Here is a 15,910-nt window from a genome sequence, read left to right as displayed (position 1 = left end):
TATGCCTTCCCTGATGCCTGTGCTGTTTTTTGGCCACGGCTCTCCGATGAATGCGCTCGACAAGAATCCCTTCACGGAAAGCTTAAACCAATTGGGCAGATCCCTGCCCAGGCCACAGGCGGTTCTTTCTGTCTCTGCCCACTGGGAGACAGAAGGAACCAAGGTTCTGTATCACCCCGACCCTCCCACGATTCACGATTTCTATGGTTTTCCCAAGGCCCTCTTTGATGTGCAGTATCCTGCGCGAGGCCCCCTAAGCATCGCACATGAAACACAAAGACTTCTGCCGAAGTCAGAGCTTTATGACAAATGGGGCCTGGATCACGGCACCTGGTCTGTTCTGACTCACCTGTACCCGCATGCGGATATCCCCGTCTTTCAAGTCAGTCTGGATGTCACCAAGACGCCAGAACAACACATCGAGATGGGAAAAAAACTTCGTCCCCTGCGCGAACAGGGTGTGCTGATCATCGGCAGTGGCAATATCGTCCACAACCTGCGCCTGGTGCAGTGGAGAAATCCCACAGCGCGATTGCCCTGGGCGGAAGAGTTTGATGCCAAAATCAAAGACGCTTTGGAAAAACGCGATGACAAAATCCTGACGGACTATGAAGATCTGGGCGAAAGCGCCACGCTGAGCGTTCCAACCCCCGAGCACTATCTGCCGCTTCTGTATGCTTACGGAGCCTCCACAGAAAGTGACTCGATCAGCTATCCGTATGAAGGATTCGAGATGGGAGCGCTGTCCATGCGCTCCGTAATGTGGAGTCGCTAGAACACAGGCTTGGCGACAGCCAGCCAGATAGCGGCAACCTGCCCTTTGCGCAATCCTCAGGACAAGTACGGGAAAAAAGGCACCGGAGGCCGGATTCTTCTGGAAAAGATTGGGAAGTAAAAAAGCCCGGGATGTCCCGGGCTTTTCAGCTTTAAGCATCAAGGGCTTCGTTACCCACGGCCGCGAAAGCCTGCTTGGTTTTTTCACGAACTTCGTCGCGAGTCTTGAACTTATCCATCAGCAGGTAAACCGCCGGAACAACGAACAAGGTCAGTGCTGTAGAGACCACAACCCCACCAATCAGACAGATCGCCATCGGACGCATGGTTTCAGAACCGGCTCCGCGCGCTGTCGCCGAAGGGATGGCCGCTGCAATTGTCGCCACCGACGTCATTAGAATCGGACGAAGACGTGTCGGACACGCCTCAATCAGCGCATCCATCGCCGCACTGGTGCCGCGATCACGAACGGTGTTGGTGAATTCAATCAACAGGATCGAGTTCTTTTTCACGATACCCATCAACAACAACAAACCAATCATCGAGAACATATTCAACGACTGACCCGTAATCAGCAGGGCGAAGAACGCTCCACTGAAACTGAATGGCAAAGCCATCAGGATCGTCACAGGATCAATGAACGAGTTGAACTGGCTGGCCAGAACCATGTAGGCAATCACCAGACCCATGACCAAAGCAAAGATCAAGCTCTGGAAGGATTCTTTGAAGGTCTTGGAGCTTCCGCCCTGATCAATCATATAACCCGGCTCCAGGATCTTTCGGGCTGTTTCCTCAACATAGGCCATGGCCGCCTGCTGGGACACACCCGGCTTCATATTGGCGGTCACAGTGATCGCTCTTTGACGGTTGGATCGCGAAATAGATTGAAGGCTTGAACCCACTTCTTCTTTGGTGACTCTTGGCAGAGGAATCAGATTTCCGACCGTGTTACCAACGAACAAAGTTTTGATCTCATCCAGAGGATTGCCCTGATCGACCAGTTTCACCTTGATGTCATAGCGATGCCCACCTTGCGGATATTCTCCGACCTTCACCCCGCCGATCAACGCACTGACCGTGGAGCCAATAGAAGCAATGCTGACCCCGTGATGAGCCGCCGAGATACGATCCGGCTTCACCTGAATTTCCGGCATACCCAACAGATAGTTGGAATCCACGTCGACCATCAGACCGCTGTCGGACATCGCCTTCATCATCTGTTCTGTGTACTTCGCCAGCTTATCCCAGTCCGATCCCAGGATCGTGAACTCGATAGGATAACCGCGTCCACCCGAGAAACCTTGCTGTGACAAGTCCATCAGGACCGGACGCATGTCTTCGATTTTTGCCAGGTTGGTACGGGCCACCTGCATGAATTCCTGCTGCGACAGAACCTTGCCTGTTTCCGGATCCGCCCCACGTTCTTTCTTTTCCTTCAGGGTGATAAACATCATCGTGACGTTGGCATCCGAAGCACCACCACCGAAGCCCCCCAAGGCCGCGTAGACCTGCTTCACTTCCGGACGAGACAACAGCCATTTTTCCGCTTTTTGTGTCTGCTGATCCGTGTACGCCAAAGAAGTTCCCACCGGCATGATCAGGCGGGCCATGAAGATGCTTTGATCCTGCGCCGGACTCATCTCCTTATTCAGGAATTTGATCGAGATAAAGGACACAGCAACAAACACCAAAGATCCGATCAAAACTTTCCACGGATGCTGCAAGGTCACGCGCAACCAGCGATCATAACCCAGGCGCGTGGCTTCCATGAAGGCCTCAAAGCCCTTACCCAATTTCGTTTTTCTTTCACCATGGTGAACAAACCCTGCACAACGCATCGGCGTGATCGTCAGGGACTCCACCAAAGACAAGAAGACCGCGATGGAAATCGTCACCCCGAACTGCATGAAGAACTTCCCGATGATCCCCTTCATGAAGGCTACCGGAAGGAAGATCGCAATAACGGCGGCCGTTGCTGCCATCGCAGCAAAGGAAATTTCGCGCGCACCCAGAATAGCGGATTCAATGCGCCCCCGCCCATTTTCATTGTACCGGAAGATATTTTCCAGAACCATGATGGCATCATCCACGACGATACCGATCGCCAATGTCAGACCCAACAAGGTGAATGTATTTAGCGTGTAACCCAGGAAATAAAGACCGATGAACGCCCCTAAAAGCGAGGTCGGAATCGACAATAGCACGTTAAAGGTGGCCGACCAGCTTCCCAGGAACATCCAGCACACGATGGACGTGAAGATCACCGCCAGCACCAAGTGTTTGTTCAGCTCGCCCACGGATTGTTCGATGAACTTTGTACTGTCAAAGTTCACTTGAATGTTCATGCCTTCGGGCAATTGCTTTTGAATCTCGACAATTTTTTCTTTTACCGCGCGGGCCACAGAAACAGCGTTCGTTCCACGCTGTTTACGAATTCCTAGGCCCAGTGCCGTCTTGCCGTTAAAGCGGGACATCTTTTCAATTTTGTCCAAACCCATGCTGGCATCGGCCACCTGGGAGATGCGCACCATATTCGTGGGATCGGCCACCGCACGACCACCACGCTTGCTGACGACGATGTTGCGGAACTCCTCTTCCGTTTTCGCCTCACCCATCGTGCGAACGTTGAAGGTCTTTTTTTCAGTCTGGATATAGCCGCCCGGTACTTCCGAGTGCTCGCTGCGGATGGCATCCATCACGTCGTTCACAGAAATATTATAACGAAGAAGATCTTTCGGGCGCACATGCACGCGCATCACCGGATCGGTGTAGCCCCCCAGGAAGATGTCACCGACACCTTCGACTGTGGTGAAGCGGTCTTTCAGATAATCACGCGCATAACGCATCATGAATTCGGGATCGTTTTTATCGTAAGTCAGAGCCAACCACAGGATTGGCTGATCATCCGGATTGGTTTTGGAGATTGTCGGAGGATCCACATCATCCGGCAACAAGCGCTGAATACCGGAAATCTTTGCCTGCACATCCTGAACAGCCAGATCGATGTTGCGATCCAGATCGAATTCCACCGTAATGCTGGCGGTCCCCGTTTTACTGTTGGATTTGATGGATTCAATCCCCTCCACCGTCATCAGGGCACTTTCAATGGGATCCACCACCTGGGTTTCCATCACCTCAGGAGCAGCACCGCTCAGCGTGACGCTGACAGTCACGGTAGGGAAATCCACATCCGGCATCTGGCTGACACCCATGCGTGAGAATGAGATCAATCCGAATATCATCAGACCGAACATTAACATCCACGCAAATACAGGATTCTTAATAGAAATATCGGATAACCTCATGCTCACCCCTTAAAAATTCCTAGCCACTGTAGGTAAAGCGTTGAAATTAGTCATCTGGTTTTCTTTCAACACAACGCTCTCAAAGCCTTGAAATGATAGGATTTATAAAGGACGCCAAAGCAAGTCAATGGAGGGTTGACAGCCCCCTACCCGCAGTCTATTTCTGACGCACATTTATTCAGGGGTGACAGTATGAAATGGGGTCTTTTTCTATCCGTTCTTTTCTCTTCCGTTGTTTGCAGCGCACTCAGCCTGAAACAGCAAGCCGTTGCCGAAGCGAAGTTTGAAGGACTGGAAAAAGCCACAGCCACCGATGCGCAAGTTCCAGGAATGCTGACACTGAAAGATCCGCGCCCGGAAATCATCACGCGCAGCTGGAAGTATTCCGCAGCCCTGTCTCTTCAAAACTTCCAGCCCGAGGGTTTCGCCACCAAAGAGGGTTCAGGCACATTTGATCTTGGTCAAAATGGCACAACCGTGATGCCAGGTCTGGAGCTGGGTGTTCTAAGTCCCGCTTTCGCAACCAAGCAGGTTTTGTGGAAAGTCGGCTTGCGCGCCAAAGGCCATCTGGCGTCCCAAGAAACGTCTGTCACTCTGAATTCTGGATTTGAAATCAACGATGCTCGCTTGAACACAACTTTGTTCAGCGGTGGCCCGGTCCTGAATGTTTCCTGGGATCGCCTGCGCTGGTTGTCTCTGAATGTTTCTCCACAGATTGGCAGCCTGAGCTACACACAGACCAGCTCCAACGACTTTGCGACTTTCTCCAAGACAGGATCCTTCAATGCCATGACCTATGGGTTTGATTTCCTGATCGGGAGCAAATGGTCGGTCTTCACTGAATGGACACAACGATCTCTTAAAGACAGCTCTGAAATCGCACTTCAAAAAGACAACTTTGAATTAGGGACAAAAGTAACATGGTAAAAGTTTTTCTCGCCCTCCTCAGTACGACTGCAATGTCGGGAGCTTATGCCCAAGCTCCCAAAGAAATGACTTTGAATCAAAGAACGGTGGCAGAACTGGTTCTGAAGCAGGGACTTCAAACCAAGGAAGTCAATCTGAAGTACCAGCAGTTCCGTCTGGCTCCGGCCGAGGCCTTGTCCAAGTATGACTGGACCTTGAAAGCGGAAAGCGGATTTGAATATGACAAGTCGGCCTCTTTGCTGACTTCTTCCGATATCAAAGAAGACAAATTTGAACGCTATAAAACCACCGTCAGTCTGAACAAACCTTTCACCACCGGAACGACGCTGGGTCTGGAGCTAAGTCGCTTGTCACAAAAGGCTGACTATGACGGCTCTCCCACCAACCCACCGCCTAGCGAGCAGACTTTGGACAGTGCCGGTTTGTTGCTGGAACAGGCTCTATTGGGTAACTTCTTCGGGGTTGCCGACCGTGGCAACGTGAACGCGGCGGAGCTGACTTACGAAGCGCAGACCATCACCCGCGCCAATGATCTGGAAGACGTTGTACTCAATGCAATCCGCCAGTTCTGGAACACTTATGTTGCGCAGGAGAACTTCAAAGAATCTGTTGCCTCCCGTGATCGCACAAAAAAGCTGGTTGATGCCGTCAAACGCAAAACCTCTTTGGGCTACTCAAACCCAGGCGATCTGCCGCAAATTCAGGCCGAATTTGAAACTCGCGAACAAAGAGTTAAAACCTCTTCCACTGAATACCTGAACAACCTGGAAAATCTGATCACCCTGCTTTCCCTGGAGCCAGGCACAGAGATCAAATTCCAGATCCCGGAAGGCATTCCCCCGGTACCGAAGCTTCCAACCAAAAAGGTGGAAGACTTGCGTTCCGTTCGTTCACAGAAACTCAAGGTGGAAGCTGCAGCTGAATCCCTTTCTGCTGCTGAATCTGAAAGCTATCCGACTTTGAACTTTGTCGGAAAAGTATATACCACAGGTGTGGATGAGAACTCCGAAGGTTCCTATTCTGATGTCGTATCGGGCTCCCGTCCGAAATATTATATGGGATTGCGTTTTGAGTACAAATTCGGTTCTGATGTTCAGAATGAAAAGATCATCAACCGTAAGCTGACCAAAGATCTTGAGGCGACTCGCTTGAGCCGTCAGCTGCTGGAAGCTGAAGACACCGAATTGCAGGCGCAACGCAAAGTTCAATCAACTTATGCCGTTGTTCAAAGTGCCCTGAAACAAAAAGGTTACCGTGAAAAGGCTTCGCAAGAGCTGAATCGATCCTACAACCAGGGCCGTACTGATATTTCCATTCTGATCACTGCGATGAACAATTACTTCGACTCGGAAGTACAATACATCCGTGCGCTGGGTGATTACGCCATCGCATTGAATGAGTGGGCCGCCAGCCGGGACGAACTGATCCCGGATGATGCTCCGGCCACTGACAAATAGTTTTTAATTTTTAAAGAGGGGTTACCATGTTAAAAAATCTTATCCTTGCCATGACAGTTCTTAGCTTGTCCGCTTGCGCTTTTGACCAGGACAAAAACGCTGACAAACAACGCGAGAACGAAAGAAATCAAGCTTTGCAAAAAAGCTATAAGCCTGTGATCGGGACTTACAAAGGCACCCTGACCACAGCGGATGGCGCTCAGGAAGTGGATCTGGTTTTCTTCGACCTCAAAGTGGCTAATGGCAAAAACTCTGATGGCTCGACTCGTTTGGTTTCCCAGCTTCACGCGACTTTGAAAAAAGCTGGCGGCAACTTCGACTTTATCGTGGCGTTGACCGAAGAAACGGGTGCAATCTCAATGGTAAATCTAAAAGATCTATCCGGCTTGGGTCGCGATGACATTCAAACCATCGATGCTCGCGTGAATGGCGATAAAATCGTGGGTGAAGCCAAAGGCATCGCTGGTTCCATTGGAATTCTGGACGTGGTCTTGAAAACTCGTGAAAATTCCGGCAACAACTCCGGTCGCGAAGAAGTCGCTTACTACGAGCGTATTCGTGCAAAGCTGAACACGATCGTGGGCACTTACACAGGCTCCCTGAAACAGGTCGGTGGCACCTTTGACGGTAAATCAGTGGGTATCACCGTGAAACTTTACATTCAGGAAGTTCCAAACGGTGCGATCACTGTTCCGACACTGATCGGTGACTTCAACCGTGCTGATGACGCCAGCGGAACCGTGGCTTTGAACCTGAAGGGCGAATACGACTTTGAATCAAACCCTCCGCGTTTGACACTGGAAGGTACTCCGCGCTTCAACCCTGGCTCCAACTACAAAGCCAGTATTTATGGCACAGTTGTAAATGGCGCTTTTGTCGGTGATATGACAACAAGTGTTGGTTTCGGTGGTGGTAAGTTCACCCTGGAAAAACAATCAAACTAAGGAGCTGACAATGAAAAAGATTTTGGTGTTTGCACTTGGAATTTTGGCACAACCGGCGTTGGCATCGGACGTGCCTTCGGTGGTCAGAACCATTGAGCACTCTTACAATGTGCAATGCTCTTACACTCGTACTTCCAAAATGGAACTCTGCTTTGGCTATATCTGTAAGTATAAGAAATATTATTCTTGTGAAGGTCAGCAGAATGCACTGGATCTGGTTTTGAATATCAAAACCATCCGCTATCCGGGCGAAGTTGCTGAAGAGCAAGTGACCGACTACTTAGTTGAGTATAAATAGAAAAAAAGGGGCATCGCTGCCCCTTTTCTTTTTCAATCTAACCTTGACCTTGAGACTTCTTTTCTAGCTCAGCCCAACGAGCATACAAAGCTTCAATCTTCGCCTGCAACTCTGAAATCTGCGCATACAGTTCTTGAACCTTACTGGCCTGACTAACAACTTCCGGCTTGCCCGCTTCCGCTTGCAGGTCGGATAGCTTGGCTTCCAGATCAAAGATCGTGGTTTCCATGTTCTCCAGTTCGAACTTTTCTTTGAAAGAAAGTTTCACCGGCTTGCTTGCGGCTGCCGCCTTTTCCACTTTCTTTTCCTTCTTCAGTTCCTGCGCCTGAAGTTCTTTTTGCTCCTCAAACCACTCTTCCCACTGCAGATAACCCGCGAAGCGCTCCATGATGGTTTCGCCGTCAGGCTGCTTATGGAAGGCCAGGATGTCAGTTGCCACCTGGTCCATAAAGAAACGATCGTGCGTGACTAAAATCACGGCCCCGTTAAATTCCTTCAAGGACTCTTCCAACACGGTCAGTGTTGCCACATCCAGATCGTTGGTCGGCTCGTCCAGAATAAGAACCTGGGCTTCGTTGAGCATCAACTGGGCGATACGCAGGCGGCTTTGTTCACCACCAGAAAGCTTTTCGACCGGAAGATCCATCTGCTGACGATTAAACAGGAATCTTTCCAAATAGCTGCGCGCAAAGACGTACTGCCCCTGATAATGAACATAGTCCCCGTCAGGGCAGATGTTTTTAAGAACTGATTCCTTGGGCTTCAAGGTTTCACGGTTTTGTTCGAAATAGGAAATCTTCAACTTGTCGGCCTGAACCACACGCCCCGAAGTCGGCTGCTCCTGCTGCAACAAAATACGAATCAAGGTGGACTTTCCTGAACCGTTGTCCCCCAACAAAGCCAAACGAGTCTTCGGCGTCACCAAATAGCTGAAGTCTTTAAACAGCACGCGACCATCGTAAGACTTCGTGACATGATCCACCTCGATCAACTTTTGCGGATTGCGATCGGTTTCCTTAAATTCAATTTTTACTTTGCGAGCGGCATTCTTGGCAGAAAGCTCTTCGACATCTTCCTTCAAGGTTCCGGCCCGTTCAATGCGTGCTTTTTGTTTTGTCAGACGCGCTTTGGCCCCGCGACGAAGCCACTCAGTTTCACGGCGAAGAGTGTTCTTCATCGCCAGCTCTTTTTGCTCCTGTCCTGCCAACAAAATCTCTTTTGCTTCCAAGAATTCCAGATATCCACCATTTGTGGAAATCAGATAGTTGGGGTTCTTTGGATCCAGATCAAAGATCTTGGTCACCGTTCGCTGCAAGAACAAACGGTCGTGCGTGATCGTCAATGTCGCAAACGGAGCGCGGCTTAGGAACTCCTCCAGCCACATGATACTAGAAACATCCAGATGATTCGTCGGCTCATCCAGCAGCAGCAATTCAGGGCCCAGCACCAGTTCGCGAGCCAAGGCCACACGCTTCTTCCAACCACCAGACAGATCCTGAACCAGGAAGTTCTCGCCAAACTGGGAAAGTTCCAAGCGGGCAATCCACTCATAAGCGGACCCGATGGATTCGTGCTCGTCCTGACATTTACTCAGAATGGCTTCCAGGATGGTTTCGCCGGGGTTGAAAACAGGAGTCTGCTCTAGATATCCCAGGCGCAGACCTTTTTTTGCCGTCACTTCCCCAGCATCGGGACTCATTCGTCCGGCAAGAATCTTCAGCAGCGTGGATTTACCGGCGCCATTGGGGCCGACCAGACCAACACGCTCACCTTCTTCAATTCCAAGGCTGACGTTCTTAAACAGGACCTTGCCTGCAAAGGATTTCTCTAATTTATGGGTATTAATAAGAAGCATGACCCAACTTACAGTTGATTCTTGATATCGGCCAGAATTTTCTTAATAGGAGTAACAATCTCGCCACCACAATCGCTATCAGAACAGCGTTTCATGACTTCTTGACCAGACTTTTGATCCATTTCGAAGTCAGACTCACCACCAATCAATATTCCCACAAGATGACCTGATTTCTTATCAAAAACCGGAGATCCTGAGCTTCCTGAAAAAACGTCTAGATTTGAATTGAGATTTCCATTGTTCTCTACTGTCCTTACGACGCCATTTGATAGCTTTTGCAAAGCACCTAATGGAAAACCAACCACCAGAAGCTCAGTACCGACTTTAATGCTCTCGGTTTGAATCTTGACGGGTTTAACCTCAATTTCTTCGTCCAATTTAAGGATCGCGTAGTCAAGACCCGCCTGCACATCTGTTCTGTGGATGCCCAACTTTGCACAAGACCGCGCTTCAATTTTCTTAGAATTTCTGCGATATCCGAAAACAACCACTGTGTCTTCACAAGAAATTTCTGACAGACAATGGTTCGCGGTTATGATTCTATCTTTAGTAATCACAACTCCTGTACAGTGAGAGTAGCTTGGCTGATCTTTCCAAACCATATCTGAGTCCACCGAATACGCTTCTTCGATGGTTAAACTAGGTGAGTTTCTTTGAAGCAGCTCCCAATTCTTTTTACTCATTAGAGCCACACTCGCCTGACTTTGAAGGTCCAAACCAGTATCTGTTTCCCTGATTGAATCTTCACCATAAATTATCTGGTTCGAAGTTTCTCCTAAAGCCAACGGGGTTGTGGAGACACTATCTCCACAACCCGCCAGCAGTAAAAAGAATAACCAAGGTTTTAACTTCACAACTAATCCTTATTTAGAAAGCTTCTTTCATCAGCATGAGCTCCATCCATATGACCGACTAAAGCTCTGTCTTCAATATTCTCAGTGCCGATATGCTCTGCACCTGTCCCGATCCCTTTAACTTCAATTACCGCACTGGAAATCTCCTGACCCAGTCTGTTTTCCAAGCTAAATCGGACGACATCATCTTGTTTCGCCAACTTTCTTAAATCAGCCAAAGCAAAATCCTTCTCCACGGATTTTCTGTGTCCATTCACCGTAACGAACTTTTTCAATCCTTTGATAGAGGCATCTTTACCCGCAAGACCCAAAGAGATCTTTGACTCATCCACACTTACTGTCATTTGAATATCTAAACTTCTCGCCATGGCGACAGATTTAGGGCGTGTCAATTTCGCAAATTGACCTCGCTCAAAAGCGTCAATTTTGGATGAAGGTTGTTCCTCCATATATTCCATAAGTTCTTTATAAGTTACACACTTGACCTCTGGCTTGGAACACACTTCGTTAGCAAATTCAAAGAAAGCTTCAAAGTAAGCACCCGACATCCACTGAGAAAAGTGATGTCCAATATGCAGAGGTGCACGATTTCCATAGTAGTTCTTAGCAAAATAAGATCTATATAAGTTCATCATATTCGCTTTTACAGCTTTTTTCTGACGCTCAGGAATAGATCTCAGACAGTTCTTATCCCCATTTCCCTTAACAACACCCAACATAGGGTCGCTGGCTTTAAAGGACATGACCGAAGGCTCTTCCGTACGAATTCTCAAACTGTCACGATAGCAGAAATTATAGTCCATAGAGACCCACTTACGATCTGACCCTGGCTCTTGAATCAGCGCCAGTGGGAAGTTCCACAAACCATTTACCTTCCGCGGCCAATACGTTTCTGCTGCTTTTTGAGACGTATCGTATTTGATACCTACATTTTTTAGAGCTGGCCATAACCCGTTTGAAAAGCCTAATAGCGGCGCTCTAAAACCGACAACATCACGCCGATAGTCAAATTTAAGGTCGGTATATCCTTTTTTCGTGCGAGTAATCCCATTGATATTAAAAACATTATCTAAAATATAGTTGAACTGTTTTAGTTCTAAATCCCAATCATCTTTGGACCATTTACTGCCATCATGATGCCCAACCGCATGATTCGCAATCTCATGTCCTTCTAAAAATGCCTCATTCATTTCATCGATTCGCGCCGCAACGTCTTGTTTGTCATCTCCCCAACCAATAGCAGAACCGTTATATCCTGTTGGAGCTTTATAAATAGACTTCTTTTCAGGAGCGACTAGATACACAGGATTTATGAAAAATGTAAAACGATTGTCGACGCCATATTGTTTCTGGCGCTTGGTGAAATCACGAGAATATTTCCATACTTCATTAGTATAAGAACCATCAAATGCAAAGATCACAAACTGAGGAGGCCTTTCCACTGATTTGGCCTGAGCCTTGCCTGCAAAGGTGAAATTTTGCGCTACTAAAGACAACGCCAACAAACCTTTTGTCAAAAACTGCTTTCTCTTCATAAGTCCTCCCGATCAATTTAAAAAAACTAATTCAGGATTCTTAAGAGCAACCTTTGTACCCAGCCCAACTACAGCTTTTCAGCTTTAACGCTGTTTACAGTTTTATCAACTAACAATTATTGGCAGCTTAGTGTCTCAAACTGAGACGATGTAATGAATTTGCATCTAGTGCCCCCACCGTTCATCACCCTGGTCATCTCGACCATCTTCTACAGGCTCTGACGGCACATCAAGGCCTTCCGGGGGAACGCTTATTTGCGAACTGCCAAAAGAAGGTTTTTTTGATGACCATACCAGAGATACCTTATTTGATAACCCGAACAACAAATTTACCAAACTTGCCGGAAAGCCATATTCATCAAGGTTCATATACTCGCTAGGAAATTCAGAATATGATATCGGACCGGTCATATCGATGAACTGATAGCGAGAATCTTTGATTTTAAATTTATGAAAGAAGTCGAAACGTGAGTCTTTCATTAGCCCATCTTTCACACAGTCTTTACCCATCTGCTTCCACAACGTGCAAAATTTTTCATCTTTTGATGCCATCTTTGCAATATCATAGACAAGCGAAGGAGAGACCAAAAAACTAGAGCCTTCAATTTTCCACATCGGCATCGACAACATCTCGTTTCGACTCAAGTACGACAGTATTTCGGGTGCGGAGAAACCCTCTCTAAACTGACGCACAAGCTCATCAGAAAAAAGGTGCTCAACATCAGTCACTTTCATCTTCTCTACACATGAATATTGGTTAACAAAAAAATCGACGATGGGCCCACTAGATATTGAATGAATTTGAACATGCCTCAACATCAAGGTTTGAATCAATGAACAAGAAAGACCACTGCTTCCAATCTGACTGACCGCTTCTCTAATACTTCCGTTATTAACAGCATTTACCATCGTCTCAATGCGCCCCAAAATACTCTGAGATAAATACGTCAAAGCAGAACTTGAAAGACTTTGAGCCTCAACACTCATACTTTCTAAGCTACCTATTTGGCTCAACTTTTTGTGAAGGCGTATCCGACTTTCAAGGCGCACAAAAGATTCTACTGCTGTGGCACTACTTCCAAGAGCTAATGGGTAGCCTAACCCTTCAACTACAGCTTGCGCCAGTTCACCGCTGCCATTATTAATAGCCCACGACAAGGGTGTTTCAATACTGCCTGAGAAATCCTGCTCGGCCGGCGACAAGTCCTTCAAACTGTACTTCACATAGTTAATGTCAGACTTTTTTGCAGCAGCAATTATATTCTTTTGAAGAACAGATAGAGCGACTGGACTCTCAACTGCACGAGTAGTCACTTGATTGGAATTAGTGTCCTTCGAAAAGGCACAACCTTGCAGAAACAAAAGTATTGGGATCAGCCTGAGATACTTCATCTTCTTTTTTCCTTTGGAATATCAAGACAAAGATGATCGAGACCTTTTACAAAATCAAATTTCTCCCAAACGCTCCGAGGTTGCCCCATCAAGCGATGGTAGGCACCAAGATATGCAATCTCAAATTGCCAGAGCTCTACATCTCTTTTTGGATAAAAGTAGTTATAAATTTCAAAAAGATCTTCTGTGCTAACGACTCCTGCTTCACAGCCTTCATCTGAACATTCCGACGGCGAAAAGACTTGCTCCTCATCTATAGAGCTATCATCTTCCTCTCTTCCTTTTATAATATTAATCCAACGGGTGAACTTTTGATGTTCCAAGCAGTTTCTCTTTAATAGAAGAAATGGAATGGGACCGACTTCCTTCGGGAGGGCACGGAAAGCACCACTGCTATCATTTGATCTCTCAAATGCCATTGATATTTTAACATCGCCTCCACCTCTTATGTCGCGAAGATATTTAAAGAAGTCATAACTTTGAAAAGACACAAGGAACTGTTCATAAAACTCATAGCGCATCCATTTACTAACAAGCTCTCGGGACAAAGAAGATTTGTAAGAACGGCATTCGGTTTTTTCAAGCATTGTCCTAAAAACAAGTCTCGCATCCGGAACTTCGACCTGATGATGTCTGCCTTGGGTTCCGACAAACTCATATTCCATCAAATAGTCCAAGACATCCTCACAACCAGCTTTTCTCAACTTATATTGGTCGACCTTATTGCGTATAGCCTCAACATAGAAACTATCTAATGTGAATTCATCAACTGCATGATATCCCCTGAGAATATCAACTCTAGCAGCAGCTCGCGCATTATTCAGGAGTCGATCTATCGCATCATCTTTCGCCAGAATATCCCGGCTGTGCTGATTGATTGCAAAAGGACTATGCCCATAGACAAGCAAATGGGAGATCACACTGTGTTTTTCATGCTTAATAGCCAAATCCAAAGGAGACTGTTGCTCGTCATTCGCCATCATATCAACTTCAGTCTTGCGCTCCTTGAGAAGCTCAATCGCTCGCTCCTCATCCTCCCCCGCAATGATCTCCTCGATAGTCAGCCCTACAACAGGACTCACCTTCTCCTCAACAATAATCACTTGTGGCCGATTAGCATCCGGATTCTTCTTAAAAGAACACCCCGCCATTGCCAGCAGCAACAACGCAAAGAATCCAGACATGACAAAACGACCTGACATTTCCATCGCTGCGCTTAGCTGCAAGGCCTGTTCCCACATTCCCGTGGGTCCAGGTGCAAATCAGTGTAAATCCTCTAACCACGGTGACATTTCACGTTCCGCCAGATGCCAGGACTAAAGCCCAAAGTTTGGAACAGTAAAGCAGTCAAGATCCTGCTAAAGATCAAAAAAATGTTCCGATTCAACTTTTCACAGTTAATATGAGGTTAATGAGAATACAGATCGTTGCCTTACTGACTTCAATAATTGGCGTGTCCTTTTTAAACTCCGAGGCCTTGGCCGGCTCCATGACCTGCAACAGAAAGCAGTCAGCCACCAATTGCATGGTCTGCAATTGCTATCACGAATCCCGTGGTGAATCCTTCGACGGCATGGTGGCCGTTACAAAGGTGGTCCTGTCCCGTATGGAGGCCGATTCTCACCCCGACAGCGCATGCGGCGTGGTTTATGAAGACTCCCAATTCAGCTGGACCCAGGACAAATACTCCAACAACATCAATCCCAGCCGGGAAGAAGATATCGAAGGCCTGGAGCAATGCAAGAAGGCCGTCAGCCTTGCCGTCAGCGAAGGGCCCAATGATATTATCTACTATTATAATCCCGACGTAGCCCGGCCTTACTGGGCTCGGCACATGACCAGTTGCGGGACGATCGGAAATCACAGATTCCTGGTTCCCCGTGGCGAATCCTGTCCTAAAAAGCTTGGAGCCAACGGAAAAACATCACAGAAAAAATCAAGTGGTGGCAGCAGCAAAACAAGCACAGGAGTCCGCTAATGATAAAACCGTTTATTGCAACCCTACTGATTGGCGCCTTCTGTTATGCCGCCCCCGTGGAAGTTTCCAAAACCGGCATGGTTGAAGTCATCGTCAATGACGGAAACGCAAAGATCTCTTTGCCAGCAGAAGCAAAAAAAGCTCTGATCTCCTGGAATCCGGAGTTTCTTGTTTTCGATCTGAAAGACTACAGTGAATCTGTTTTGAGTCTGGTCAAAGAAGTTGAACCTCAGGGTGTACCTATGGCCTTTATAGCAGACCTGGATAATAACGGCGAAAAAGATATCGTCCTTCTTGGCAGCGATCTGCATCGCCAATATGCCGTCGCGTTGACTAAAAAGGATAACAAATGGCAAGCCGTGGAAATTCAATCCTGGAATATTGCCAATATCAAGTCCACCACTTTGCCAAAAATTGATAAATCAAAACCGGCTGAATCCGGCATTCCTTTGTATGTTCTGCCCGCGGATGGCGAGCACGCAAAAAAACTGGGAAAGAAGATCGGCATTCAGGTTGAAAGATATATGGGTACAGCTTCGGTCTATGAAATCAAAGACGGAAAAGCGGCCCAGGTTCTTCTTAAATAAGTCC

General features: G+C 47.5%; 13 protein-coding genes. 7 read left to right on the top strand and 6 right to left on the bottom strand.

The window, feature by feature from the left end; translation table 11 throughout:
• Position 1 precedes the first annotated feature (1 nt).
• On the top strand, positions 2 to 775 hold the full coding sequence (ygiD, locus tag ACZ5ZZ_RS04180; protein WP_464141391.1) for a 4,5-DOPA-extradiol-dioxygenase: 774 nt from the start codon (positions 2 to 4) through the stop codon (positions 773 to 775).
• A gap of 151 nt (positions 776 to 926) precedes the next feature.
• Here ygiD and ACZ5ZZ_RS04175 read toward each other — a convergent pair whose 3' ends face one another.
• The gene (locus tag ACZ5ZZ_RS04175; RefSeq protein WP_464133677.1) at positions 927 to 4,079 is read right to left on the bottom strand and encodes an efflux RND transporter permease subunit; all 3,153 of its coding nucleotides are present in this window, start codon (positions 4,077 to 4,079) and stop codon (positions 927 to 929) included.
• Positions 4,080 to 4,271: 192 nt separating this feature from the next.
• Between ACZ5ZZ_RS04175 and ACZ5ZZ_RS04170 the strand changes: the two genes are divergently transcribed.
• From ACZ5ZZ_RS04170 to ACZ5ZZ_RS04155, 4 genes are read left to right on the top strand one after another with little or no spacing between them, the layout of a single operon-like run.
• Complete coding sequence (locus ACZ5ZZ_RS04170; RefSeq protein WP_464141388.1) at positions 4,272 to 5,006, top strand: hypothetical protein; 735 nt, start codon at positions 4,272 to 4,274, stop codon at positions 5,004 to 5,006.
• Complete coding sequence (locus tag ACZ5ZZ_RS04165) at positions 5,000 to 6,463, top strand: TolC family protein (RefSeq protein WP_464118013.1); 1,464 nt, start codon at positions 5,000 to 5,002, stop codon at positions 6,461 to 6,463. Before ACZ5ZZ_RS04170 ends, ACZ5ZZ_RS04165 begins: the two co-directional genes overlap by 7 nt.
• Positions 6,464 to 6,489: 26 nt before the next feature.
• Complete coding sequence (locus ACZ5ZZ_RS04160) at positions 6,490 to 7,407, top strand: hypothetical protein (RefSeq protein WP_464133670.1); 918 nt, start codon at positions 6,490 to 6,492, stop codon at positions 7,405 to 7,407.
• A gap of 10 nt (positions 7,408 to 7,417) precedes the next feature.
• Positions 7,418 to 7,705, top strand: coding sequence for a hypothetical protein (locus ACZ5ZZ_RS04155; RefSeq protein WP_464133668.1), 288 nt, complete (start codon positions 7,418 to 7,420; stop codon positions 7,703 to 7,705).
• 37 nt (positions 7,706 to 7,742) lie between these two features.
• On the opposite strand, the gene ACZ5ZZ_RS04150 is transcribed toward ACZ5ZZ_RS04155, so the two are convergent.
• The 5 genes from ACZ5ZZ_RS04150 to ACZ5ZZ_RS04130 all read right to left on the bottom strand — a co-directional run bounded on the left by ACZ5ZZ_RS04150 (position 7,743) and on the right by ACZ5ZZ_RS04130 (position 14,582).
• Positions 7,743 to 9,560, bottom strand: a complete 1,818-nt coding sequence (locus ACZ5ZZ_RS04150; protein WP_464141387.1) for an ABC-F family ATP-binding cassette domain-containing protein — start codon at positions 9,558 to 9,560, stop codon at positions 7,743 to 7,745.
• Positions 9,561 to 9,568: 8 nt separating this feature from the next.
• Complete coding sequence (locus ACZ5ZZ_RS04145; protein WP_464141385.1) at positions 9,569 to 10,414, bottom strand: trypsin-like serine peptidase; 846 nt, start codon at positions 10,412 to 10,414, stop codon at positions 9,569 to 9,571.
• 2 nt (positions 10,415 to 10,416) lie between these two features.
• The gene (locus ACZ5ZZ_RS04140; RefSeq protein ID WP_464141383.1) at positions 10,417 to 11,949 is read right to left on the bottom strand and encodes a polysaccharide deacetylase family protein; all 1,533 of its coding nucleotides are present in this window, start codon (positions 11,947 to 11,949) and stop codon (positions 10,417 to 10,419) included.
• A 165-nt stretch (positions 11,950 to 12,114) separates the two neighbouring features.
• Entirely contained in the window at positions 12,115 to 13,341 is a 1,227-nt protein-coding gene (locus ACZ5ZZ_RS04135) for a hypothetical protein (RefSeq protein WP_464141382.1), read from the bottom strand.
• Positions 13,338 to 14,582, bottom strand: a complete 1,245-nt coding sequence (locus ACZ5ZZ_RS04130) for a hypothetical protein (RefSeq protein ID WP_464141379.1) — start codon at positions 14,580 to 14,582, stop codon at positions 13,338 to 13,340. Before ACZ5ZZ_RS04130 ends, ACZ5ZZ_RS04135 begins: the two co-directional genes overlap by 4 nt.
• A gap of 170 nt (positions 14,583 to 14,752) precedes the next feature.
• Between ACZ5ZZ_RS04130 and ACZ5ZZ_RS04125 the strand changes: the two genes are divergently transcribed.
• Both ACZ5ZZ_RS04125 and ACZ5ZZ_RS04120 read left to right on the top strand, forming a co-directional pair.
• Positions 14,753 to 15,319 (top strand): cell wall hydrolase, encoded by a 567-nt coding sequence (locus ACZ5ZZ_RS04125; RefSeq protein WP_464141377.1) that lies wholly within the window; start codon positions 14,753 to 14,755, stop codon positions 15,317 to 15,319.
• Entirely contained in the window at positions 15,319 to 15,906 is a 588-nt protein-coding gene (locus ACZ5ZZ_RS04120; protein ID WP_464141376.1) for a hypothetical protein, read from the top strand. Before ACZ5ZZ_RS04125 ends, ACZ5ZZ_RS04120 begins: the two co-directional genes overlap by 1 nt.
• The last annotated feature ends 4 nt before the right edge of the window (positions 15,907 to 15,910 follow it).

It is taken from the genome of Bdellovibrio sp. HM001 (assembly GCF_055397275.1).
The sequence above is the reverse complement of the archived record's forward strand: the minus strand, read 5'-3'. Positions and strand labels throughout refer to the sequence as shown.